Consider the following 24,785-nt stretch of genomic DNA (forward strand, 5'->3'; position numbering starts at 1 on the left):
TTTTTTCATTCTATCAATGAGGAAACTATTACAGCCTGCCTTCGATTTCTTGCTCTTCAGCAATGTTTTTATGTCATTGTGCGCAGTCGCCCAGGGATTGTTGACCTTCTATCTTATCGGCTCAAAGCCCATTTATCCCGTTTTAGGGCTGTTGTTTACCTCAACGCTTGGTATTTATAATTTCAGTATTCTGATTAGTAAACCTAAACATCCTGAAAAATCCCCTTACCGGCGTATCCGCTGGTTTTTTTCTCACTACAGGCTGATGGTTACTTTTACGATAGTTTCGCTGCTATCATTAATCCCCCTATTCTTTTTAATAGCTACCGCATCTAAAATACTGCTGATATTTTTGGCTATTCTCTCCTTCGGTTATGGATTACCGCTATTTACTATAGGGGACCAAAAATTTGGCTTACGCAATATCCCCGGTTTAAAACTAATTATGATCACTCTGGTATGGACGATGAGCGTTGTGCTGTTACCTGTACTGGAGTCACAAGCCGCACAACTGGCAACCATATCCATGCGGGATACAACTATATTAATAGCCAAACGATTCTTATTTATTTGTGCATTGGCAATTCCTTTTGACATCCGCGACCTATTTGAAGACAAACAATCCGGCCTGAAAACCATCCCCGTGGCCTGGGGCGAAAAGAATGCTTATTTATTTTGCCAAGTATTGCTTGCAGGCTATGTAGCATTACTATTTCTCTTTAGGAACCATGGTTTCAACACTGATTTTTGGGCACTAACCCTTACCGTAGTACTAACAGGCTGGCTCATTTTTAAATCCAAATGGGAAAAGAATGAGTATTACTATTTCTTTTATATGGATGGCGTATTGATCCTGCAATATCTTTTTGTGATCGCATTTAACCAGGTTAGCAAGTACATCTGATTATTTCAGGTGTTCACGTTCACAGCAATATGACGCGCTCATGAACACTTACAAAAATCTGATTATTAAGGCTTTAATTTTTTACAACTACTGACAAAACAGTGTCACCACTTGTTGCAGAAGCAGCTAACCAGCCAGCAACTCCCCGAGGAAAGATAGAGAACACATCCTCTACTCCATAGATGGTCTCTCCAGCACGCTAAAACCAGGATAGTCCCAAGAATAGCATTAAATATATTAAGATAAATATTGACAATAGTTTTTTAAACAATACTTTTGGCTTTATGAACCTATCACAGAGCCTTGACAATTCAAATCATATCCAATTTGGTAGGCAATATTCCAGGAATAGAATTATTTCGTCTTGTACAATTTGAATCGCTTCTATGAGATCCAGAATATTTGGATTAACCCACAACATTCAATATTTCACTCTAACGCCTAATAAAATTATGAAACCTTTTTTATTTGCTATGTTAATCTGCCTGGTCGGTTGCCATTCATCAAATTCTCAATCTCGAATTGCTAATTCTAAAGAACAGGCTAAGGAAATTGATTTAACGAAAGTCCATGAATCTATAGAGGTTTTCTTTAAAAAGTATAAAGAAGAAGGTACATCCAAAGCCGTTGACTATATTTTTAGCTCTAACAATTTGCTAGCAAGTCCTGATCAATTAGATAATTTGAAAAATAAACTAGATTCTACACGGAGATTTATTGGTAATTACAAAGGCAAAGTGCTAATTACCGAAAAGGACGCGTCTTCTGATTTGGTTCTTTTAACCTATTTGGTTAAACATGAAAAGCAACCTATAAGATTTTCATTTATATTTTATAAACCAGATACAGAGTGGGTCTTATTTAAATTTCAATACGACGATCAAATCATTTCCGAACTGGAAGATTCTGGCAAAATTTATTTTATTAAATAAACCAATCCTCCCAACCTGGAGCGGGTATCACGGGCAGGTAAAACAAGGGCGCCTATAAAAAAGTAAAGCCCAACGCTGTGGTTAGGCTCGATATTAAGCTGAAAGCTTTTGTTCTGCATATCACACGAGTTACAAACTCGCGGGAGCGGGTTGTGACCCCGGAAGCCATCAAGCTATTCAGCGAGGAAGCCATCTTTAATAACATTCAGCATAATGCAGACACCGCCACCGGCAATACCGTCGTCAACTACCAGTTCCAGTTCAGCCCCATCGAAAAGATCGTGGAGCTTTATGATGAAAAGGTAGCCTTACTGGAACGGCTGCTGGCAAGCGAACGCGAAAAAGTGGAACTCCTTAAGGGGAAGAAATAATATAGCCCAGCGCTCGCCTTTACAGTATTATGGCCTTATCACAAATGCTAAATCAAGGACGGCATATAAAAAGTAAAAGCCCAGTTTGTTGCTGGGCTTGGTTGTCTTCATATACCTGACATGAGAAGCTTTTATACACCGCCCTGCGCTTCATTGCGCCAGGACCAGGGAATTTTATTGTTGTATTTTATTTCTTCGTGAAATAATTAATTAATTTTTAAAGATTCCAGCTCTTTTATTTGTTTTTGATCAATTTGAGTGGATCTTAAAATCTCTAATCCTTTCTTCACTCGATCCCATATTATTCTGTCTTTGTTTTCCTTGTACCAACTTTCAAATTCAATTAATTTTTTTGAATCAAGTTCAGGAACTCCAGAATAAGATTGAACGTCTATCTGGATACCTGACAAATAGGTTGATAAATAAATGAAAGTAATCTCGTCTCTGGTCATCACTTTTTTTGACTTTAAAGTATAATTTAAGTCTAAGAACGATTTCTTAAAAACAGAATCAACTTTATATTGGGATTTATTTTTTTCTGACTTGGAAATGCCACTTTGATTCCGACAGCCGTAAATTGTAAATATTAGCGTGAGTATAAATACAAAATATCTCATACTATTGATCAACTTTAGTGACATTCCCATTATTGATTTCAACAGTTACATTTTTAATGGTTCCATTAGAAAGATTAGTTACTGGCACAATTGTGTTACCATTAGAATCCGAATTTCTAATAGGACTACTTGCAGAACCGTTTACTCTATTTTCCATATTTGTTGCGTCTATGTGAGCCCTTGCCTGATCCGTTTGACCGTTAATTTGAATTTCTTCTTGCTCCTCTATTTCATGAATAAAAGCTCCTTGTTTCGTAAGCAAATCACCTGTTTTTCCAAACTTATTAATATCGTCTACATCAATTTTTGCAGTCTTTATATCTCCAACAGTAGTTTTAGGGTCGCTTTCGACGGCTGTTACAGTCTCAGTCTTTGAATTTTTTATAATCCCTTTTAACTCATTAGTAAAAACTTTCTGCGACGCAGTCATGCTGCCGCCTTTGCCAGTGCCGGATAATGTGACGTTACCACTTTTGGAGATATTCGCTTTAAAAAACCCACCAGTCCCCAGCTTAATTAATGCTTTCGCTTTATCCGTAGCTGTCTTACTTCCTTTTATATGAAGTTTATCGGGACCCATACCATCAGGATCTATAAATGAAATCGGATTATCAAATACATAATTATAAGGTGAATATCTTCGCATTTTCTCCGCCAGCGGATCAATCGTTGTCCACCTTCCAATGACCGGATCATAGAACCGTGCGCCGTAATCGTATTCTGTCAGCTCCTCCTGCAGCTCTTTCAAAGTATTTCAGCCTCTATTCCCTACTCCACCACCGACAAACCAATACACGATGCCGCACCCGCTGAATGATAGATCATCTCCGTCGCTTTCTGATAATCACTCTCCGTCGCCTCAAATATATTAGGCACATATTTCTGCGGATTACGGTCAATGATCGGAAACCAGGTGCTTTGCACCTGTACCATGATTTTATGGCCTTTCTTAAATACATGATCGATACCATGCAGATCAATGGTGTATAATTCTGCTTTATTAGGTATCATCGGTTCAGGCTTCTCAAAACTTTTCCTGAACCTGCCACGGAAAACATCTGCTGCCACCATCAATTCATATCCCGACATCTTGAGTTCCTTTTTATATTCTGCCGGGTAAACATCAATCAGTTTTACCACCCAGTCAGCATCAGTACCCGAAGTTGCGGCATAAATCTTTGCAAGCAGGTTGCCGGTTACAGTAATATCATCTGTAAGTGTATCTGTTTCCCAACTCAGCACATCAGGACGGTTTTGTACAAAGCGCTGGTCTTCGGTCAGCCAAAAATACCATCTTGATCCCGGTCCGTAAGTTTCTTCTATTGGTCTTGCCCGGTACGGAACAGGTTTAGCCGGATCAGATACATAGCTGTCAAATTTACTTTCTGTTGCCGAAGGCGGGGTAAATGAAAGTTTTCCATTCGAATGGAAATAGATATTTTTTACGGTTGCTTCCTTAGGAGGCCATGCCGTATAATTTTTCCATTGGTTTGATCCCGTCTGGAAACTGATCGCTTCGGCAAAATTGCCATCTCCCTTACCTTTCAAATACCAGGCAAACCATTTGGCCTGTATTTCTTTCCTGAAATAAGTTCCCGTAGCCTGGTCGTCAAACTTAATATTTCCCAGATTTTTACCTTCGCCACCGGCCCAGCCACCATGGCGCCAAGGCCCCATTACAATAAAGTTCTGATGATTTTTATCCCGTTTCTCCAATACCTTATAAGCATCCTGCGGACCAACCATATCTTCCTGGTCCCACCAGCCACTTACGTGCTGAATTGCCAATCTTGGTGAATCAAGGCGGTAGGCCAGTGATTGTTTCTTCCAATATTCGTCGTAATTAGGATGTTTTGTAAAATCATTCCAGCTTGGCAGTACATTGTGTACATATTTTTTATTAATGTTAGACAATGGGCCAAGTTTCAAATACCAATTGTAGGTATCATAATTACCAAATTGGTAAAGCGAGTCGGTTTTGGATATTTCTTCCATAAAAGCATACTCAAACGCGTAACTTAACCGGAAAGCTCCATTGTGGTGTATGTCATCATTCATAAACATATCAGATGGGGTGGCTTGTTCAGAAACCGCCTTTAGTGCCGGGTGCGGGTCAGTTGCAGCAATAATTGTGGTCCAGCCATCATAGGATATGCCATACATTCCTGCCTTACCATTATTTTCAGGCACATTTTTCAGCAACCAATCTATAGTATCATAAGTATCACTGCTTTCATCAATTGCTTTGGGATCTTTTTTATCGCGACTGAAGCGCATCATGGCATATTTACCTTCTGATAAATACCGGCCCCTTATATCCTGGAAAACAAAAATATAACCATCCTCAGCCATGTCCTTTATATAGCCCTGTCTCTCCGGGCTTGGATTATCATTTACACCATAAGGCGTCCTGAGCATCAGGAAAGGCAATTTTTCTTTTTGATCCTTAGGCGTGAAAATAACCGTATGCAGTTTAATCCCATCCCGCATTGGTATCATTACTTCCTGTCGGTTATACTTATCGTCAGGTTTAGTTTGCTGTGCAGATACTGACGATATATTGAAAAATAAAATTACCAGGATTACGATGAGGTTAAAAAATGCTTTCATTTGTGACGATGTTTGAAGGATACCTGCAATAAATATAATAACTATCCTTTAATTTACCGTCTATTGTGATATGGCTGCCAACTACGATAATTCTGCCTGGTTTTATGATCGGCTTTCAAGGCTGATTTATGGCAAGGCTTTAGTCAGGGCGCAAATATATTTATTGCAATACATCCCCCCCGGAAGCAATATTTTAATTGCAGGAGGTGGCACCGGCTGGATATTAGAGGAAATATCAAAATTGCATCCATCCGGCTTAAAGATCACTTATGTAGAAATATCTGCAAAGATGATGGCGCTTTCGCGTAACCGTAATGTTGGCAGTAATCAGGTAACCTATATCAACGAACCGGTTGAGAACACGGATGGGCAAAATAGTTATGATGTATTGATCACCCCATTCCTGTTCGATAATTTCACAGAACAAACACTGCAAACAGTATTTGCACATCTGCATAAACAACTTAAAGCAGGAGGCCTATGGCTCAATACCGATTTTAGGCCGACAGGAAAATGGTGGCAATCATTTTTGCTAAAATCAATGATCCTATTTTTCAGATTAATATGCCGGATAGAAGCCAAAAAGTTACCTGAGATTGAAAAATGCTTTAAGAAATATAAATATAGAGTGATAGATCAGAAGAGTTTCTTTGGGGAGTTTATCCTTTCAACAGTTTATAGAAAGGAATCATAAACAAATCGAGCGTTGTCATGCTGAGCCCGTCGAAGCATTGGCGGGGTGGGCCTCTGCGCACCGCACTTCGACAGGCTCAGTGTGACACCCTGTTGTTTCTTTTTATACCAAAACAGAGCGTTGTCATGCTGAGCCTGTCGAAGCATTGGCGGGTAAGGCATCTGCGCACCGCACTTCGACAGGCTCAGTGTGACACCCTTTTGTTTCTTTTTATACCAAAACAGAGCGTTGTCATGCTGAGCCCGTCGAAGCATTGGCGGATGAGGCCTCTGCACACCGCACTTCGACATGCTCAGTGTGACACCCTTTTGTTTCTTTTTATACCAAAACAGAGCGTTGTCATGCTGAGCTCGTCGAAGCATCGGCGGGTGAGGCCTCTGCGCACCGCACTTCGACATGCTCAGTGTGACACCCTTTTTTTAATTTTTTGCTGTTTTTGATAGTTCCGGCAGTAAATCCCAATTCCCGTTAATCAGGGCCTCTTTTTTAGCTCTCCGCCATCCTTTAACCTGTTTCTCAAAAGCGATCGCTTGGTTTACATCACCAAAATTCTCACAAAACACAAGCTTTAGGGGTCTCCGTTTATAGGTATAACATTGGGAATCTTCTCCCAATTGATGCTCATAGAAGCGTCTTTCTAAGTTATTAGTAATACCTGTATAGTAGGAATTATCACTGCATAACAAAATATAAACGAAATATTGTTTCATATTTCCATTATCCGGCTTCAGTACTATCCCTCATAAGCAAACTTATATCCAATACCTCTCACAGTTTGCAGGTAAGTTGGCGAATCAGGATTATTCTCGATCTTTTTTCTCAACCTTACAATATGCATATCCAGCGTACGGGTATTTACATCGGCATTATAGCCCCAAACTTCCATCATCAGCTCTTCGCGGTTGATCACCTTGTTCTTGTTCTTCAAAAAGTAAAGCAATATGCGGTTCTCCAGTATGGTAAGCTCCACTTTACGGCCATCCCTTATCAGCAAATGCGTATTGGGTTGGTGCTCCATATTGGCAAACTTGTACGATTCGGTTTTCTCGCTGTTCAATGAAAATTTGATCTTATTATCGATCAGCGCTACCAACACATCCATATTAAATGGTTTAGTGATATAGTCAGAAACACCGAAGTTATAGGCCTCGATCTTATCTACATCCTGCGCCTTAGCGGTCATCATGATCACCAGCTTATCAAAGCCCTGTTCTCTTACAGCGCTGCAAACATCAGCCCCTTGTTTACCCGGCAGCATCCAATCCAGCAGTACAATATGTGGCTGTTCTGCCAATATCATTTTTTCAGCATCATCCCCGTTATCGGCTTCCAATACCTTATAACCTTCTGATTGCAAACGTTCAGCTACCAGGAAACGCAGGTTTTCATCATCTTCAACCAGCGCTATTTTAATTTCTTTTTCCATAATTTGATTGTGATCATTTATTCGGCAGTTTCATAAGGAAGAGTAACTATAAATTCCGATCCCTCGTTAATCTTCGAGTTAACCGTTATTTCTCCGTTCATAAAATTAGCCAGTTCTTTGCAGAATGCCAAACCCAGTCCCACACTTCCGTTCTGATTATACTGGTTCTCTATCCTGTAAAATTTCTTAAATATATTACTTATCTCTTCTTTTGCTATGCCAATGCCTTTGTCTTTAAATGAAAATACGATATTCCTCTTTTCCAGGCTGATATTCATGTAAAGATCTTTATGCCTGGGATTAGAATATTTATAAGCGTTTTCTATCAGGTTTTGAAAGATACTACCCAATAACACCGGATCGCTATAAAAGTTACTGATACCATGCACTTTATAATTCATTTTAAAATCCGGATACTTTATCCTGAACGTTTCGATATAACTTTTTACAAAATCCTCTATATCAATCTCTTCTTTTTTAATGCTGATCGATTTATTCTCCAGCTGCGTGAATGATAGTAATTTGTTCATTAATTCATTCAGCTTATCCGCTTCTTCATCCAGTATTTTCCCATAATGCTTCCTTTGACGTTCGCTCAGATCACTATCACCGCGTAGATTGGAACCCGCTATTTTTATAACACTGATAGGTGTTTTAAACTCATGGGTAAAGTTATTGATAAAATCATATTGCAGTTTAAACAGCTTCATGTTAACATTCAGGTTACGATAAATGAGCCAGCCAATTAATACGAGGAAACAAAAGATCAATAAAACCATTGCACCAATAGGCATAAACCTGCGGTTTGTTTCTGTAGTAAGATAGTCCTTAGGCGAACTGAAATATAACTTATAGTCTGAAAAAGCACCCGGGAAAGCTGCTTCTGTGGTTATATTATTGTTTTCATTATCTAATGGATCATATACAACAGGCTTTATAGCGACATCCCGATACAACTCCGGGTGGGTATTTTTCACCTTAAGCGCATACTGATTTAAAATAAAGGTCAGCATGTTTTGTTTGTAAAAGGACGAACGATAAGTCCCTTTCTGTAGCTCGCGATAGCGTTTTACCTCTTCGCGCCTTGGTATATTTAAATAGGTTATCTTCTCAGGTCTGATGTCATAAAAAGTCTTGAACTTTTCATCCTGGGTAGGTTCACGCGAAGTATCAGCAAAAGTCACAAAACTATTCAGCTTGTTAGCCATCGCTGTAAAGTCGTTATAATTTTCAGGACCGTGTTTCTTATCACCGATGATCTCTTTGTTTTTATACCGATATTCATATATCGACTTAATACCTATATCCAATCCCCTGTTTGCCTCAAGATCACTTCCTATCTGCACATCGTAAAAAATGATGCGCACTACAAAAGGGTAATCATTAAAAACAGACCCTGAATACTTGGCCGCAGAAGCAGAATCAAGATAGCCCTGGTAAAAGGTTATTTCGGGTATCCTGTTCTGAAAAAAATCGTTGTATGGTTTTATGGTTTGCTCCAGTACATCAATCTTTTTTGCGGCGAACTCATTCTCTACATATTTGGAAGTAAGACTATAAGCAATAAAAAGCGCAATAATAAAGGTTACTGATATTAAGATCAGGAAAGCAATAATTAATGAAAAATTTTTTCTGTAAACACTCTGCTGCGCCTTCATCTGCAAACGGGTTTAATGTTTCACCCGCATATTGTCATTCAGGAATTTTTCTATTTCGGTGTACATCTCCATCCTGTTATGCTCATTCCTGAAAACCTTGCGTTCATTTTGCTTTAAAAAATATTTGACGGGTACATTTTGTTTCTTCAATTCACGTACAAACTGATTTAATTCGCTGATATTGGCAGTTTCGTCCTTAGCCCCCTGGAAAATAATCACAGGGGCTTTTATTTTGTCTGTATGGAATACCGGCGATATGGCCCTTAATTGTTCTGCATCAGTTTCGGGGTTGCCAATCATTTCATAAGTCATTTGCAAGCGGGGCTTCAAATAAGGGGGGACATCTTTAATGTAGGTGAAAAAGTTAATCAGTCCGGATTGTACCACAGCACAGTTATAAAGCCCCGGATGAAAAGACACGCCGTATAATGCCGAAAATCCACCAAATCCGGCCCCGAATATGGCTATCTTTTTAGGGTCTGCAATATTTTTACCGATCAGCCAGTTTACGCCATCGGTTATATCATCCTGTATTTTGCCGCCTGTTTGTTTAAATCCTGCGCGGAAAAATGCCTTGCCATAGCCTGTAGAGCCACGGTAATTTATTTGAAAAACTGCATAACCACGATTAGCCAAAAACTGCACTTCATCGCTATAATTCCAGGTATCTCTTTTCCATGGCCCATCATGCGGCAGCACTACTACGGGCAGGTCGGTTGTTTTTGTCCCCTGCGGTAGCGTCAGATATCCATTGATCAATAGTCCATCCCTGGCTTTGAATGAAACAGGTTGCATAGCGCATAATTCTTCCGGTTTGATACTGGAGTTCTTATCGCCGAGCTTGGTTAATTTACCTGTAGGACGTTCATACAGATAATAGGTGCCGGGGTTACGGTCAGTATAGGTAGACACCAGGAGTTTATCTTCAGCACTATCCCTGTTTATAATATTGATCTCTGTGCCATGTAACTGTTGTGATAGGTTGCTATAGATATGCTCTATATCTTCATTCAAAAAATGCTTCCCGGGTTTTGCTTCATCACAGGTTGCCAATTCAAGCCGGTGTTTATCTCTCGAGTAATCTACTGTGCTGATGTCGGCTTTATCACAGCCAAATATTAATTTTTGCTCTTTGCCATTTTCAGCATTTATCTCCACCAATGCCGTTTTATCGCGATCGACATTTGACAAGGCATAGAAGTAATTTTTAGTGCCCGTAAAAGCTATAGGCTGAACCCTGTTTATAAAATTATTTTTAATGATCGGTTTAAAGGGAGCATCGTCATTGGGTCGATATAAAATGGTCTCGTCTACTCCATCAGAAGATTTCACCAAGCGAATTTTGCCATCGTCGTCGGGGAACCATTCGGTAATATTGCCGGGGTTTATAAGATAGGGTTGCAGCTGACCGGTTCTTATATTCAGTTTGAAAATATCAAAGTTTGTCGGGTCACGCTTATTCATGCTTATGGTGATCACATCAGGCTCACCCTTATTTCGATTATTCAAAATGCGCACACGCCCTTTATCCAAAGCAAGAATGCTTCTCAGCTTCAATGTCGGCACATCCAATGCAAACAACTTAAACTCATCCAGCGAAATAACATCCTGTATGAGCGCTATCTGGTTACTGTAGGTCCATGAATAATTGCCAACAGAGTAGTCAGCAAATGAAGTGGCCATCTGTTCTTTTCCATCAGCCAGCGATTGTATAAATAAGTTTTGCCTTCCTTTATACGGTTTTAAGTAGGAGATATACTTGCCATCCGGTGATAGTCTAAAAAAGCTCTTTTCAGGATTCTTAAAAAAATCACTAATGGGTATTTGCCTTACATGTTCCTGGTTGCAGGAGCATGTTATGGATATTATGGATATAAAAAATAAAAATCTTAAACGGTTTAGCATTTTACGCAATCGGTTCAAACCACTATATTATGTTAAACTTAATCAAATTACTTAATGGAATCAAAATGTCACTACAATTTTACTGCATTATAGCGTTATTGTAACAATCATTTTGTCCATCGGCACTATTGGTAATAATTGATTAATTTTGATTTAATGAAGCGGATTATCCTGGCATTTTTCTTTCTGTTTATGCTTAGTTCCAGGCTTTTCGCCCAGGAAAACGACCTGCAATTGGCAAGGCAATTTACCACAAATGGCGAATTCCAAAAAGCGCTCGACATTTATCAAAAGCTATATAAACAGAATAATGAAGTATACTTTCCTTATTATATAAATGGGTTATTAAGTGTAAAAAAGTTTGATGACGCAGAAAATATCGCCAAAAAAATGCTCCGCAAGCATCCGGGCGATTATCAATATAGCATAGCTCTCGGCCGCATTTATACGCAAAAAGGAGAAACAGATAAAGCCAACTCCGTATATGACGACCTGCTTAAAAACCTGCCAGCAGATGCAGGTGCAATTGCTAACCTTGCAACACAGTTTTACCAGGCCGAGAATGTTGATTATGCCATTAAAATATTTGAGCAGGGCCGTAAATTACTGCGTAACGATAACCTATATTCTTTTGAATTAATTAACCTGTACCGGTACAAACGGGACAAGCCGGCGCTAACAGAAGAATATTTAAATTTTCTACCATCCAATCCGGCATTCATCACCCAGGCAGAAAACACGCTGTCTTCTCTATATGAGGGTGAGGATGATTACAATATGCTGAAGGCCGCCCTCTTTAAACGTATACAAAAAGATCCGCAGCAAATTATTTATACAGATCTGCTTACATGGCAGTTTCTACAGCAAAAAGAATATGACCAGGCGCTAAACCAGGCACTTGCATTAAGCAGGAGACAAAATGATGACGGCAACAGTATTTTTGATCTATGCCAGACATTTGTTTCAGACGAGGCCTATGAACCCGCTATACGTGGTTATGAATATATCATCAGTAAGGGAAAACAGAACCAGCTTTACATACCGGCAAAAATTGAGCTGATCAATACTAAAAACCTACTAGTAACGGCTGGTAAATACACACAAGCTGATCTTTTAAGCCTGGAAAAGGACTACCAGGAACTGATAAATGAATTTGGTAAAACAGGCAGTACCGTTTTTGCCATGCAGCGATTAGCCAAATTGCAGGCTTTTAAACTGCATAAGCTAAATGATGCCCAAAAACTACTGGAAGAGGCAATCAATATCCCTAATATTAAGCTTAACCTGCTGAATAGCTGCAAGCTTGACCTTGGGGACGTATACATTATGAATAACCAGCCCTGGGAAGCCACCTTATTGTATGGCCAGGTTGAAACAGGTTATCCGAATACCAACATCGGCCAGGATGCAAAATTCAGAAATGCAAAACTTGCTTATTACACTGGTGATTTTAAGTGGGCCAAAGGCCAGCTTGATGTATTAAAAGCTGCAACTTCGCAACTGATCGCAAATGATGCATTGAATCTATCGTTACTCATTACAGATAATATATTAGCTGATACTGCCGGAAGTGCCCTCAAAATGTACGCCCGCGCCGATCTGCAAATATTTGCAGAACAACCAGAAAAAGCGGTAACGATATTAGATAGTATCGATGTTAAATACCCGAATAATAGTTTAAGCGATGATATCTTGATGGCAAAAGCGCGCATACTGATCCAACAAAAGGATTTTAATGACGCCGTAGCTCCTTTAAAGAAAATAGTTGCCGAACACCCATTTAACCTTTGGGCCGATGATGCTGTATTTATGCTTGGTGACATTTACGAGAACCACCTTGCCAATAAAGACCAGGCGAAAATCTATTATCAGAAAATCATAACCGATTACCCCGGCAGCCTGTGGATCAATGAAGCCAGGAAACGTTTCAGGCTTTTAAGGGGTGATAAACCGGATGCTTCTTAGGTAGAGTAGAATCAAGAGCTAAGAATCAGGAGTCAAGACAAAGCTTCTAAAAATATATCTTGACTCTTACATCCTGAATCTAATACATGTCTTGATTCTTGACTCTTGTATCCTGACTCTAAATCCATATCTTGATTCTTGACTCTTGTATCTTGATTCTAATCTATATCTTGATTCCTGGCTCTTGCATCTTGACTCTAATCTATGGTTCTAAATAACTACTTTTGCCGCATGTTAGTTTACAACGAAACCTTTATTGTCGACGATACCATTATTGACGAATGGTTATTATGGATAAAAAATAATCATATCCCTGCCATAATGGCTACGGGTGCTTTTGACAGCTATAAAGCATTAACTGTTCTTGATTCCCCAAACGAGGGTGTTACTTATTGCATCCAGTATCATACTGATGCTATAGAACGATACAGTGATTTCTACTATAAACAAATGGAGCAATTACACCAGGCCCACAACGCCCAATTTGAAGAGCGCTTTGCCTTGTTCCATACGTTAATGGAAACGATAGATGAGATTTAATTTGGATTTCTGAGGACTGAGTTCAGAAGTCAGAGTTTCATATTTTTCTTTTTTCTGACATCTGACATCCGACTTCTGACATCCAAAATCCGACCTCATTCCACCCTCAACTCCTTCGGCATACGGCCATAAAGTAAAAAAGTGGCCCATTTCTCATTGCCATTTTTCCGGGCTGCTTCCGAGGCTTTGTGCCAGTCATAAGCGCAAAGTACCTGTTCAATGCTGACATGGTCCCCATCAGCATGTACAACAGCGTATTTGGCATGTGGCGTCATAGATTCCATCGCAAAACGATGCTCACCGTTACCGAGGTAAGCCGGTAATCCTACACTGCCGGGATTGAGGATGATCTTGTCATTGCTCAGATAAATCACCCGGTTTACATGCGAATGCCCGCATAATATAATACGTTCCTTAATATGAGCAGTGCGTTTAACAAGGTCTTCATCATTATGAATAAAAACACCTTTTGCTGTTACTTTTTCTAAAAGGTATTCATCATCACTTTCGGGTGTACCATGGCAAACAAAAAATAATCCGTCGCATGTTGAAGTTTTAGGTAAAGTTCGAAGCCATGTTATACTTTTTTCAGACAAGTCGGCTTTTACTCTGTCCATTCCTTCTTTGGTAAAATCACTATCGATAGCTTGTAATATTTCCCTATCGGTATTACCACTGATACATAGCATTTCATTTTCACGCATCAGATTGGCGACCGCCTCCGGTTCAAGCGCTCCAAAGAAATAATCACCCAGGTTAATGATCTGCTTTATTCCCCGCGACCTGATATCTTTCAAAACAGCCTCAAAGGCTAAAGAGTTACCGTGTATATCCGAAATGATAGCGTAAGATTTCATGATTTGAATTTACTGATAGTAACAAAAAACTAAGGCCCCTTGTTCAGGAGCCTAAGTTTTATTATTACCCCTTCAGGGGGCCAGGGGGTTTATTGTTTTATTAAATTATATAACTCATCCAGTTTGGGAGACAATACAATTTCAATACGCCTGTTCTTAGCCAAAGCATCAGCTGCTGTACCCGGATCGATCGGCTGAAACTGACCTTTGCCGGTTGCTGTAAGCCTGTGAGGGTCTACATTTTGTGTCTCGGTTAAGTAACGTGTTACTGATGTTGCACGTAATACACTCAAGTCCCAATTATCTTTGATTTGTCCAAGGTTGATCACTTTTTTAGTATCGGTATGGCCTTCAACTGCTATATTGATATCCGGTTCTTTATTAATTACTACAGCAAGTTGATTTAATGCCTGCTTGCCACGCTCATCAATCACAATACTGCCTGATGGGAAAAGCAATTTATCAGCCAGGGAAACATAAACTTTCCCATTTCTGATATCAACTGTTAATCCACTGTTCTGGAAACCTAATAACGCCTTCTGCAATTTATCCTTCAATGCATTGGTGGCTGCATCACGTTTCTTTAGCGCATCCTCAACCTCCTTTAGGCGTTGTTCCCTTTTTTGTAGGTCGCTTGAGAGCTGACTTACTTTTGTCGAGCTGCTGCTATAATTATCATTCAGTTTATTATAGTTGGCGTTAAGCGCGTTATAATTGTTTTGCAGGTCTGCCAATTGGTGGTGCAGGTTCATCGTATCAGCCCGTAAACTTGAAAGCTGTGCTTCCAGACTGGTATTGTGGTTTGAAAGCGAATCACGCTCTGCCAGCAATGCTTTATATTTTTTGGGTGACAGTATAACGCATGAATGCAGCATTGTACACAAAATAGCGGCTAATAAATAATATTTTAATTTCATGGTTTGTGGTTTTACAAATGGTTAAGCAAGTGCGTTTCTTAAGAAAATGTTAAGCGGGTATAGTTTACTGCAAACATCTGCAATATATTCAACTCCATCCGCTTTCATCAGGTTCTTATCACTTATCTGATGTGAAACTATGAAACTTTTTAGCTTTAGCAAATCAATATTTTCATTATCAGCACTATACTCTCTCGGAATGGTTTTTAATTGCTCCTGCTTTCTAAAATCGCCAAAGAGTTTTCTGAATTCTGCATCATCAATAACCTTTTTCAGATCAGCTGCATTATAGTCAATTTCCTGGCGTATCTTCTTTAGATGTTCGGTGTCGGGCATCCAATATCCGCCGGCGATAAATGCTTTGTCGGGTTGTATATGGAAATAATATTCTACCCCTCCTAATTTTGAACCCAAGGTGGGTATGCTTACTCCAAAATTATTTTTATATGGGATTTTATTCTTACTGAAACGGATATCCCGGTAAATGCGCAAAACACATTTTTTAGGATCAAGCTCAGCATCAACCAGCGGATCTACCAAATGCAATTGTTTGATCAATGCCCCGGCAAATTCAATTACATTTTCACGGGCTTTATCATGATCAGCTTTATTTGCCTGGAACCATTCGCGGTTATTATTTGCAACCAGCTTTTTTAAAAAATCAAATGTTTCCGGGTTAAGCCTCATGATCTGGACTACCTGCTAGTGTGTTTTTAAAGTGTTGTATTACAGACGTGAATATCTGAAATTTATCAGCGAAAGTAAAGTGGGAGCTGACTATTAATTTAAATTCAGTTTCTCGTGGTGAATGTTCAGATCAACATTCTTGCGGCGATATTTTTTGTACCATATAATCCCCACAATTGCTACTGCCAGGTATGGTGCTGCCAATAAATAAACAATGCCATTATTAAGACCGTGCGTAGTTTTGCTTCCGCTTTTGTTGTTAGATTCAACAGCAGTGGTACACATTGCACATTGCGCTTTCACTCCCAGCGAGCCTAATACCATCAGGCTGAAAGCAACTGAAACGAAGAATATTCTAATGCTTTTCATCGCTACAAAAATACTTATATAATTCGGATTTCGGATGTTCGATTTCGGATTTAGAGTTTGTTTAGAATTTAGGGTTTAGAAATTAGAATTTAGGGTTTAGAGTTTATTTCAATTTTCTACCTAAAAGGATAATATGGCGCAATCATGAAATAAACAATCACCCCCGTTACAGTAACATATAACCATATAGGGAACGCCCATCTTACCAGTTTCTTATGTTTTTCTACCTGCATTTGTAAACCGCGGTAAAAGCTCAATAGTATTAATGGTAAAACACCGGCAGCAAGTATTATGTGTGAGGTTAAAATGATTAGATATATAGTACGTACAGACCCTACAGCTGCAAGCTCATCAGGTGATAAAACGCCATCTCTATTCAAATCACCAAATTTGGTTTCGGGATTCAAATAGTGGAACAATATATACGATACCAAAAACAACGACGACAGGCAAAAGGTCAGGATATTTATCCGCTTATGCATTGTAATATTTTTCTGTTTGATAAAATAAAGCGAGGTCACCAGCAAAACGCTGCATGTACCATTCAATATTGCATTAAGCTTAGGCAAATAAGGTACAAATGACGGAACAGTGGCAGGCGCAGGTATCAGGTGCCTGTTTAAAACAAGCACTACCACAAATACAAAAGTAGATATCGCAGCCACAAAACGGAATATAAATTTATCAGTCATTTGTTATCAATATAAGGGTTGCTCCCTGTTCAACAATTCTTCTTTTATCAGCACTTTGATCTCGTCATTTAACCTCAAAACATCCTTTAATAAGGTACCGGAGTAATATCCTCTAATTCTTTTATGGCTATCAATTAATATCAGCTTATCTGAGTAGATATAATCATCATTACCGGCTTTCAGTGCATTAACCAAAAACCCCTCACGCGCAAGGTGATATATGGTAGCGGTGTCCCCGGTCATGAACGACCATTTTGGTAATGAGACAAATTTCTTAGTATAAGATTTAAGAGCTTTTACCGAATCACGTTCAGGATCAACGGTGATCGAAGCAAAATAAACCATTTTGTTTTTTGCCCAGGCTTGCGCCAAACTATCCATATTGGCATTCATCACATTGCAAACTGTTGGGCAATGTGTATAGAAGAAATTAGCTACAAATATTTTGTTATCAAATGAATGCAACGAGACTTCCTTACCATCCTGATCGTATAGACGAAAATCGTTTAAGGTATGATAAATAGTGTCAGGAATATCCTTGCCTTTAACACGATGGGTAGTTTTAGCTAACTCTTTAGGACCGAACTTAGGCAGACTATGATATCTGTTCTCCCCTTTTACGGTTAGCAAATAATATAAAAATCCTGGTAAAGCTAAGATCATTACCAGGATTAGAATTTTTTTTATTAAGCTTAATTTGCTCATTACATTCTCAGATCGATCCAGTGGTGGCTTTCATTTGTAAGCACAAGGATCAAACCGATGATAAACAAAACAGGGACTATGATTGCAAACACCAACCCGAGTTTTTCAAATTTAAGGTGCATAAAATAGCCAACGATATAGAACGCTTTAGCTAACGTTAAAACGATGTATATTGGATTAGCACTATGATAGGTCATATGACCGTGCGGTACCAAATAAAGAGCTATAAAGAACTCTACACAAGTGATACCCAGTAATACAAAGAAAACGTTCCAGATTCTTTTCCTGGTCATGCCCTCATGCTCCTCGGCATGATGTTCTGTATGAGTTGTTTCTGTTGAAGACATACGATGATTTTTAAACTAAGTAAAAGAAAGTGAACACGAATACCCAAACCAAATCTACAAAGTGCCAGTAAAGGCCTACTTTTTCGATCATTAAATAGCTTCCGCGTTTCTCATAAGTACCCATTAAAACATTAATGGTAATAATGATATTGATAACAACACCACTGAATACGTGGAATCCGTGGAAACCTGTTATAGTAAAGAATAAGTTAGCAAACTGATGTGCATAAGTAGTTGATGGCGCACCATGAAAAAGGGTTTTCAGCTCTTCTATACTCGGTATTGAGCCCCACCAAAAGCCCTCGCTATGTAAATGGTTCCACTCCAACGCCTGGCAGCCCAGGAACATTAAGCCACCGATAACAGTACCGATCATCCACCAAACAACTTCTTTCTTAGAATTACGATGGCCAGCCTCAACAGCTAATACCATGGTAACCGAGCTCATGATCAATATAAAGGTCATTAACCCAACAAATACAAGTGGTGCCCCGTGCTCAATCATTCCGGGTACCGACTGGAAAACCAGGTCTGGTGCCGGCCACGCGTTTGAACTGAAACGTAATGCACCGTAAGAGATCAGCAATGATGAAAAGGTAAACGCATCCGAAAGGAGGAAAAACCACATCATCATTTTACCATACTCAACAGCGAAAGGCGATCTTCCCCCCGCCCATGGCGTTGTTTTAACTTCGTCTATTTGTGATACAGTTGTACTCATTTGTACTTGATTGTTGTGTTATTAATATTGGTTCAAAAGTAAAAAAACATATAGATAAATCCATATAATATCGAGAAAATGCCAAAATATTGATGTCATTTCCATTTTGTATAAATTGATTACCTGTGATGTGTTGCGATAAACATTTCTTAAAGCGTTAATTATTACCAGCAAGCCAGCAACAATGTGTATTAAATGCACTCCTGTAAACACATAAATAAATGATTGCGAAGCATTCGCATTGCCGGTAAAAAATATCCGCATTTTATATGCCAGCAAATACCAGCCATATACCTGCAAGCAACAAAAAGTTATCCCTAATGCAAAGGTTAACCACAAAAAAAGCTTTTGTTTTGCAAATTCCAACCTTTTTGTGGCCCTTGATGCTAAAAATAAAGTTATACTGCTGATAATGATCACAGCAGTACTGTATTTAAACACATCAGGCAATTGTACATTTATTCCGTGTCCCCTGCCCCCCGAATACACAATAAAACCACTGGTAAATGCTGCAAAAAGCATAAATGAGGTGAAAATAAACAACCACATATTAAACTTTTTGGGCGACAGGTTTAACCTGTCTTTTTCTTCTTGTATCTGAGCCATCATCTCACTTTCCTAAAAAATCAAACAAAAACATTAATTGCACTACCGGCAAATAAAAAAACGAACCAAACATCAGTCTTTGAGCCGATTTAATATCTCGTTTAATTAAAAGCATTAAACCGAGGTACAAAAATAATAAACTGCAAACTAATGACACACCTCCTACCCAATATCCTCCATAATGATAAATAGTCGGCAATAAACTTACCGGCAACATAATCAATGTGCTGATAAAGGTGATAATAGCGCTTCCCAGGTCACGTTTCCCCGTAGGTAGCAATCTGAATCCTGCCAGCTTATAATCATCATCCAATACCCAGGCAATAGCCCAAAAATGCGGGAACTGCCATACAAACTGAATACCGAAAACAATTAAAGCAATTTGGTCTACCGTACCGTAACCGGCTACATAACCAATAAATGGCGCCAATGCACCTGGTATAGCACCTACAAATACAGCTATAGGTGATAATCTTTTAAGCGGAGTATACGCAAAAGCGTAAAATAAGATCGAAAATACTGAAAGCAGACCGGCAGTCAAGTTTAAGCTACCTAATAAATAAGTGCCCGCTAAAGCCATAATCAAACCTAATATCAGCGCCTGTCCGGTAGTCATATGTCCGGCAGGGATTGGCCGATCCTTAGTACGCTTCATTAATTTATCAAGGTCCTTCTCAATGATCTCGTTAAAACAATTTGCGGCTGCAGTCACTAAAAAACCACCTATAATAAGCATGCCCCAGTGCTTCCAGTTGATTACACCGTGGGTTGAAGCATTTGCCTTGCTTCCGATAAGGAAGGTAACCGATGCCGAGAAAACCACCAGGAAAGTAAGCCTGAACTTGATCAGTTTAGAAAAATCTTTCCACTTCATTTATACCCCCCTTGTCTGTTTGCTGATTGATATAAATTCAGCATTAAATAAAATTGTGCACCAAACATCAAACTGGCAAAAACAATATGAAGCGTTTGTGCAAACGGTGGCAAAGCTAAATAAGATAAAACAATACCCGTAACTATCTGCAGCATAATGATCAGAAAGTTAAAACTCATCAATTGCTGCTGTATAGAGTGCCTGCTAAAGTGACGTCGTATCAATGCATAAAGCATTATATTAATAACCAGTACCAGTATAGCCACGTCTCTGTGTTGAGTGAATATTTGTCCGGCACTATTTACCCAACCATCCCTGTAACCACTTAATCTGGTCGCTACAGCATCTATCTTTTCTCTTACTTCTGTACCAAAAGTGATCTGCACTATACTTAAAATCAATGCCAGCAAAGCTATAATATGGATGATAGGAATAGTATCGAGTTTGGGTTTTCCGTATGCTTTAGCCAAATGATAAGTAGTTATACTCAGGGCCAATATAGCCAATGCCAGCAACATGTGTACGGTAACAATCCATGCCACGAGGTTGGTTGATACCACTATCGACCCAAGCCAACCCTGGAAACCTACCAGGATCAGGTTTAAAATACTGAGAAAAACAATCAACTTGCTTTCTTTTGAATAGCTAAAAGCATATACAGCCGTCAAAAGCAAAAACAAACCGGATATAGCCCCAATTAACCGGTTAATATATTCCGTCCAGGTTTTGGCGGCATTAAATTCTTCGGGGACTAATATTGATCTGTCCTGACGCAGACGAGTAGCTAAATCACTAAATCCAAATACATCAAGTGTTTTTGCAAATCTTTGATTTTTGGCTTCGCGGCCAGCGACATATTTTTGCTTATAATCTGCAGGTAATTCGGAGCTTTCGGTTGGAGGCACATAGCGGCCAAAGCATTTTGGCCAATCCGGGCAGCCCATTCCTGAGCCCGTGCTTCGCACTACCCCGCCAGCAAGTATCAATACAAAAAGCAGAACAATTGTAATAAGATTGATCTTTTGGAACCTTTTTTGGGATACTGCTATGTTCATCTAAATATTAAAAATTTAGGGTACCTCGTTTTTAGTTTTGAGTTAGGAGTAGTGAGTCATAAGTCAATTTTAATGATCTTACTTAAAACTCAAGACTTAGAACTCAAGACTCCAAAACAGATACCCTAAAAGATCAGATCAGGAATAATTTAATTATTGATTTAGTGAATTAGTAATTGAGTGAGTTGCTGATCACCAATCACTGCCCATCGTTCACTATTTTACTTCTTCGCTTGATCTTTGCGTTTTTTTCCACTCATTATAGTGTTCCAAACCGGCAGGATTATCTTCAAAATCATGAGGTAAATTAGAGCTCATGGTTTCTGAATATGGTGTTGTCTGTTGAATGAAATCCGTATCATGACCTGGTTTGCTATAGTCATATGGCCAACGATAAACCGTTGGGATCTCTCCTGGCCAGTTGCCGTGAATATGCTCAATAGGTGCGGTCCACTCAAGTGTTGTTGACTTCCATGGATTCTGTGGTGATTTTTTACCAAAGAAAATGGTATGAATAAAGTTATAAATGAATGCTATCTGCGCCAGTGCAGCAACAATTGCAGCCCAGGTAATAAATGTATTTACTGATAGCCAACGATTAAATGCCGGGAATTCTGTCATGGCATAATAACGACGTGGTACACCATCAAGACCCATAAAGTGCATAGGGAAGAATACCAGGTAGGCGCAAATAAATGTTATCCAGAAGTGCAGATAGCCTAATTTCTCGTCCATCAGTCTGCCAAATAATTTCGGGAACCAGTGGTAAACACCCGCAAGCATACCAAATATTGCTGCCGAGCCCATTACCAGGTGGAAGTGTGCTACCACAAAGTAAGTATCGTGCAGGTTAATATCCAAAGCAGCATTACCTAAGAAAATACCAGTTATACCTCCAGAAATAAAGAATGATACCATACCAATAGCAAAAAGCATAGCCGGAGTAAACCGGATATTACCACGCCATAATGTAGCCAGCCAGTTAAATGTTTTTACTGCCGATGGCACCGCAATAATCAGCGTAGTGATCATAAACACACCACCCAGGAACGGGTTCATACCGGTTACAAACATATGGTGCCCCCAAACAATAAATGACAGCACAGTGATACCGATCAATGAGTAAACCATCGCATGATAACCGAAGATAGGTTTACGTGAGTTTACCGCAATAACTTCGGATGAGATACCCATCGCAGGCATAATTACGATATATACTTCAGGGTGGCCCAGGAACCAGAATAAGTGCTGGAACAGGATAGGGCTACCACCTTCATACGGCATAATTTTGCCATTCAGTATAATATCTGACAAGTAAAAGCTTGTTCCGAAACTACGATCAAAGATCAACAGTACCACACCCGCAACTAATACAGGGAATGATAATACGCCTAATACAGCAGTTAAGAAGAAAGCCCAAACGCTCAAAGGCATTTTCCAAAGGTCCATCCCCTTGGTACGCATATTCAATACAGTACTTATATAGTTTATACCACCCATTAGTTGTGATGCAATAAAGCATACCATACTGACCAGCCACAGGGTCATACCTAGCTCAGAACCTTTCATAGCTTTTGGCAATGCGGATAATGGAGGGTATATTGTCCAACCAGCACCAGCAGGGCCTTTTTGTACAAAAAACGAAGATATCATGATCACACTGGCTATGAAGAAAAACCAGTACGATAACATATTAATAAATGGAGAAGCCATATCCCGGGCCCCTAACTGTAATGGGATCAACAGGTTACTGAAGGTACCGCTCAAGCCTGCTGTTAATACAAAGAATACCATAATGGTACCATGTATAGTTACCAGTGAAAGATAAAACTCCGGATCCAAACGTCCGCCTGGCGCAAAACGTCCTAACAAAGTCTCCATTAATGGAAATGTTTTGTCAGGATAAGCCAACTGTATCCTGAAAAGGATAGAAAGTAGCATCGCAACAACCGCCATTATGATCCCTGTGATCAGGAATTGCTTGGCGATCATTTTGTGATCCTGGCTGAATACGTATTTAGTTATAAAAGAACCATGATGGTGTTCGTGCTCGTGCTCGTGACCCACTACCCCATGATCGTGAACTGCTAATGTTGACATAATCGCTATACTTGATTAATTATTTAATGCTATCCTGTTTTGTGCCTTATCCTGCTGACCTGCGTCTGCAAGATGCAATTCCTTTTTCAACTGATCGCTCAGGTAAGGTTTTTGATGTGAAAGCCAACTCTGGTATTCAGCTTCGCTAACTACACGTACTACTTTTTGCATGTTATAGTGACCGCCACCGCATATTTTGTTGCAATACAATAGGTATTCAAATTTAGGATCATCTAACCTGTTACGCATTTCAGCAGTAGTGATGGTTGGTTTAAACTTAAAAAAGGTTGGCAAGCCCGGTACAGCGTTCATCTGAACCCTGAAATGTGGCAGATAAACACTATGGATCACATCCTGAGCATGAATGTTAATACGAATAGTTTGATTTACCGGCAACACTAATGTATCCGCCTTCAAATCATCAAAACTATTCCTGTCTTTAAAATTAACTCCTAAAATATTGTTTGCTGTGTACAGTTGATAATTCACCGTACCCAGTTTACCATCTTTACCCGGGTAACGTATTTCCCATGCAAATTGGTGCCCGGTAACATCAATATTGATATCACCTTTGTTATTATCAACATTGGTAACTGTTCTCCAGGTGAAAAAACCGAATACAACCAGTATAGTTAAAACGATAGCCGGGATAATTGTCCAAACCTTTTCAATGGTATTGTTATGCGGTAAATAGTAACCCTTACGTTTGTCCGACCCACGATATTTGAAAAGGAAACCAAACAATAATATCTGTGTAATAAAAAATACAAACAGAGTAATGATAGTTGTGGTCCAGAACATGAAGTCGATCTTCGAACCATGCTCAGATGCTGATTCAGGAAGGATCATGCTGCCTTGTACTGTAAGTGACCAATATGCACCGTATAAACCTACTACGAGGAATATGATACAGATGATACCTATGATATTATTCCAGTTCATTCCCTTTTTGCCTTGCATTTGAAGGCTCAGGTCATATACCTTTAATATTTTACCGATCACAGCTACCACTGTACATGCTAAAAACAGCAGCAATACATAGTAGCCTACTCCCGCCCACATATTAGCCTTATCTGCTGATGATTGAGCAGCTGCACCGCTGCTATCCTGCGCCATAACCAAATTGGTTCCAAGCAGCATGAACGCAGCAGAAAGCGAAAGTATTTTTTTAGAGTTTATTAAATTTTTGAATCCCATTTTTAATGTCTGTTTGGTATTCTTTACCCGTTGTAA

26 protein-coding genes are annotated in these 24,785 nt (G+C 39.3%); 6 read left to right on the forward strand and 20 right to left on the reverse strand.

Features of this window, described 5'->3' with window-relative positions; genetic code table 11:
• Positions 1 to 16: 16 nt before the first annotated feature.
• The 3 genes from ACPPVU_RS22790 (at position 17) to ACPPVU_RS22800 (ending at position 2,207) form a co-directional block, all read left to right on the forward strand.
• Entirely contained in the window at positions 17 to 904 is an 888-nt protein-coding gene (locus ACPPVU_RS22790; RefSeq protein ID WP_426669036.1) for a hypothetical protein, read from the forward strand.
• Between the two features lie 452 nt (positions 905 to 1,356).
• Positions 1,357 to 1,836 (forward strand): hypothetical protein, encoded by a 480-nt coding sequence (locus ACPPVU_RS22795; protein ID WP_426669037.1) that lies wholly within the window; start codon positions 1,357 to 1,359, stop codon positions 1,834 to 1,836.
• A gap of 77 nt (positions 1,837 to 1,913) precedes the next feature.
• On the forward strand, positions 1,914 to 2,207 hold the full coding sequence (locus ACPPVU_RS22800; protein ID WP_426669038.1) for a hypothetical protein: 294 nt from the start codon (positions 1,914 to 1,916) through the stop codon (positions 2,205 to 2,207).
• Positions 2,208 to 2,413: 206 nt separating this feature from the next.
• Here ACPPVU_RS22800 and ACPPVU_RS22805 read toward each other — a convergent pair whose 3' ends face one another.
• Genes ACPPVU_RS22805 through ACPPVU_RS22815 form a run of 3 tightly spaced genes read right to left on the reverse strand, consistent with a single transcriptional unit; the run spans position 2,414 to position 5,434 of the window.
• Positions 2,414 to 2,824 (reverse strand): hypothetical protein, encoded by a 411-nt coding sequence (locus tag ACPPVU_RS22805; RefSeq protein WP_426669039.1) that lies wholly within the window; start codon positions 2,822 to 2,824, stop codon positions 2,414 to 2,416.
• A gap of 1 nt (position 2,825) precedes the next feature.
• Entirely contained in the window at positions 2,826 to 3,572 is a 747-nt protein-coding gene (locus tag ACPPVU_RS22810; protein ID WP_426669040.1) for an RHS repeat-associated core domain-containing protein, read from the reverse strand.
• Positions 3,573 to 3,592: 20 nt separating this feature from the next.
• Positions 3,593 to 5,434 carry a CocE/NonD family hydrolase gene (locus ACPPVU_RS22815; protein WP_426669041.1) on the reverse strand — a complete coding sequence of 614 codons (1,842 nt, stop codon included), beginning with the start codon at positions 5,432 to 5,434 and terminating at the stop codon, positions 3,593 to 3,595.
• 70 nt (positions 5,435 to 5,504) lie between these two features.
• On the opposite strand from ACPPVU_RS22815, the gene ACPPVU_RS22820 reads away from it, so the two are divergent.
• Positions 5,505 to 6,128, forward strand: a complete 624-nt coding sequence (locus ACPPVU_RS22820; protein WP_426669042.1) for a class I SAM-dependent methyltransferase — start codon at positions 5,505 to 5,507, stop codon at positions 6,126 to 6,128.
• 419 nt (positions 6,129 to 6,547) lie between these two features.
• Here the strand turns inward: ACPPVU_RS22820 and ACPPVU_RS22825 are convergent, their stop codons facing one another.
• From ACPPVU_RS22825 to ACPPVU_RS22840, 4 genes are read right to left on the reverse strand one after another with little or no spacing between them, the layout of a single operon-like run.
• Positions 6,548 to 6,838, reverse strand: a complete 291-nt coding sequence (locus tag ACPPVU_RS22825) for a GIY-YIG nuclease family protein (protein WP_426669043.1) — start codon at positions 6,836 to 6,838, stop codon at positions 6,548 to 6,550.
• A 23-nt stretch (positions 6,839 to 6,861) separates the two neighbouring features.
• Complete coding sequence (locus tag ACPPVU_RS22830; RefSeq protein ID WP_426669044.1) at positions 6,862 to 7,554, reverse strand: response regulator transcription factor; 693 nt, start codon at positions 7,552 to 7,554, stop codon at positions 6,862 to 6,864.
• A 17-nt stretch (positions 7,555 to 7,571) separates the two neighbouring features.
• Positions 7,572 to 9,212 (reverse strand): sensor histidine kinase, encoded by a 1,641-nt coding sequence (locus ACPPVU_RS22835; RefSeq protein ID WP_426669045.1) that lies wholly within the window; start codon positions 9,210 to 9,212, stop codon positions 7,572 to 7,574.
• 12 nt (positions 9,213 to 9,224) lie between these two features.
• On the reverse strand, positions 9,225 to 11,117 hold the full coding sequence (locus ACPPVU_RS22840) for an alpha/beta hydrolase family protein (protein ID WP_426669046.1): 1,893 nt from the start codon (positions 11,115 to 11,117) through the stop codon (positions 9,225 to 9,227).
• Positions 11,118 to 11,273: 156 nt separating this feature from the next.
• Between ACPPVU_RS22840 and ACPPVU_RS22845 the strand changes: the two genes are divergently transcribed.
• Together ACPPVU_RS22845 and ACPPVU_RS22850 are read left to right on the forward strand one after the other, a co-directional pair.
• Positions 11,274 to 13,082, forward strand: coding sequence for a tetratricopeptide repeat protein (locus ACPPVU_RS22845; RefSeq protein ID WP_426669047.1), 1,809 nt, complete (start codon positions 11,274 to 11,276; stop codon positions 13,080 to 13,082).
• 231 nt (positions 13,083 to 13,313) lie between these two features.
• Entirely contained in the window at positions 13,314 to 13,622 is a 309-nt protein-coding gene (locus ACPPVU_RS22850) for a DUF4286 family protein (protein WP_426669048.1), read from the forward strand.
• A 95-nt stretch (positions 13,623 to 13,717) separates the two neighbouring features.
• On the opposite strand, the gene ACPPVU_RS22855 is transcribed toward ACPPVU_RS22850, so the two are convergent.
• The 13 genes from ACPPVU_RS22855 to ACPPVU_RS22915 form a co-directional block, all read right to left on the reverse strand.
• Positions 13,718 to 14,479: a metallophosphoesterase family protein gene (locus ACPPVU_RS22855; RefSeq protein ID WP_426669049.1), complete on the reverse strand. Its 762-nt coding sequence runs from the start codon at positions 14,477 to 14,479 to the stop codon at positions 13,718 to 13,720.
• An 89-nt stretch (positions 14,480 to 14,568) separates the two neighbouring features.
• The gene (locus tag ACPPVU_RS22860) at positions 14,569 to 15,396 is read right to left on the reverse strand and encodes an OmpA family protein (RefSeq protein ID WP_426669050.1); all 828 of its coding nucleotides are present in this window, start codon (positions 15,394 to 15,396) and stop codon (positions 14,569 to 14,571) included.
• A gap of 21 nt (positions 15,397 to 15,417) precedes the next feature.
• Complete coding sequence (locus ACPPVU_RS22865; protein WP_426669051.1) at positions 15,418 to 16,083, reverse strand: DUF2461 domain-containing protein; 666 nt, start codon at positions 16,081 to 16,083, stop codon at positions 15,418 to 15,420.
• Between the two features lie 93 nt (positions 16,084 to 16,176).
• Positions 16,177 to 16,452 carry a hypothetical protein gene (locus ACPPVU_RS22870; RefSeq protein WP_426669052.1) on the reverse strand — a complete coding sequence of 92 codons (276 nt, stop codon included), beginning with the start codon at positions 16,450 to 16,452 and terminating at the stop codon, positions 16,177 to 16,179.
• 116 nt (positions 16,453 to 16,568) lie between these two features.
• Positions 16,569 to 17,144 (reverse strand): DUF420 domain-containing protein, encoded by a 576-nt coding sequence (locus ACPPVU_RS22875; RefSeq protein WP_426669053.1) that lies wholly within the window; start codon positions 17,142 to 17,144, stop codon positions 16,569 to 16,571.
• Between the two features lie 6 nt (positions 17,145 to 17,150).
• On the reverse strand, positions 17,151 to 17,807 hold the full coding sequence (locus ACPPVU_RS22880) for an SCO family protein (protein ID WP_426669054.1): 657 nt from the start codon (positions 17,805 to 17,807) through the stop codon (positions 17,151 to 17,153).
• Between the two features lie 41 nt (positions 17,808 to 17,848).
• Entirely contained in the window at positions 17,849 to 18,196 is a 348-nt protein-coding gene (locus tag ACPPVU_RS22885; RefSeq protein WP_426669055.1) for a cytochrome C oxidase subunit IV family protein, read from the reverse strand.
• Positions 18,197 to 18,206: 10 nt separating this feature from the next.
• Positions 18,207 to 18,917 (reverse strand): cytochrome c oxidase subunit 3, encoded by a 711-nt coding sequence (locus ACPPVU_RS22890; RefSeq protein WP_426669056.1) that lies wholly within the window; start codon positions 18,915 to 18,917, stop codon positions 18,207 to 18,209.
• A 21-nt stretch (positions 18,918 to 18,938) separates the two neighbouring features.
• Entirely contained in the window at positions 18,939 to 19,526 is a 588-nt protein-coding gene (locus ACPPVU_RS22895; RefSeq protein ID WP_426669057.1) for a cytochrome c oxidase subunit 3, read from the reverse strand.
• A gap of 1 nt (position 19,527) precedes the next feature.
• Positions 19,528 to 20,397: a heme o synthase gene (gene cyoE / locus ACPPVU_RS22900; RefSeq protein ID WP_426669058.1), complete on the reverse strand. Its 870-nt coding sequence runs from the start codon at positions 20,395 to 20,397 to the stop codon at positions 19,528 to 19,530.
• A complete protein-coding gene (locus ACPPVU_RS22905; protein ID WP_426669059.1) occupies positions 20,394 to 21,452 on the reverse strand; it encodes a COX15/CtaA family protein in 1,059 nt (352 codons plus the stop codon). Before ACPPVU_RS22905 ends, cyoE begins: the two co-directional genes overlap by 4 nt.
• A 216-nt stretch (positions 21,453 to 21,668) precedes the next feature.
• Entirely contained in the window at positions 21,669 to 23,552 is a 1,884-nt protein-coding gene (locus ACPPVU_RS22910; RefSeq protein ID WP_426669060.1) for a cytochrome c oxidase subunit I, read from the reverse strand.
• A gap of 15 nt (positions 23,553 to 23,567) precedes the next feature.
• On the reverse strand, positions 23,568 to 24,749 hold the full coding sequence (locus tag ACPPVU_RS22915; RefSeq protein ID WP_426669061.1) for a cytochrome c oxidase subunit II: 1,182 nt from the start codon (positions 24,747 to 24,749) through the stop codon (positions 23,568 to 23,570).
• Positions 24,750 to 24,785 lie beyond the last annotated feature (36 nt).

The sequence above is a fragment of the Mucilaginibacter sp. McL0603 genome (genome assembly GCF_049992945.1).
In the GTDB taxonomy this organism is placed as follows: Bacteria; Bacteroidota; Bacteroidia; order Sphingobacteriales; family Sphingobacteriaceae; genus Mucilaginibacter.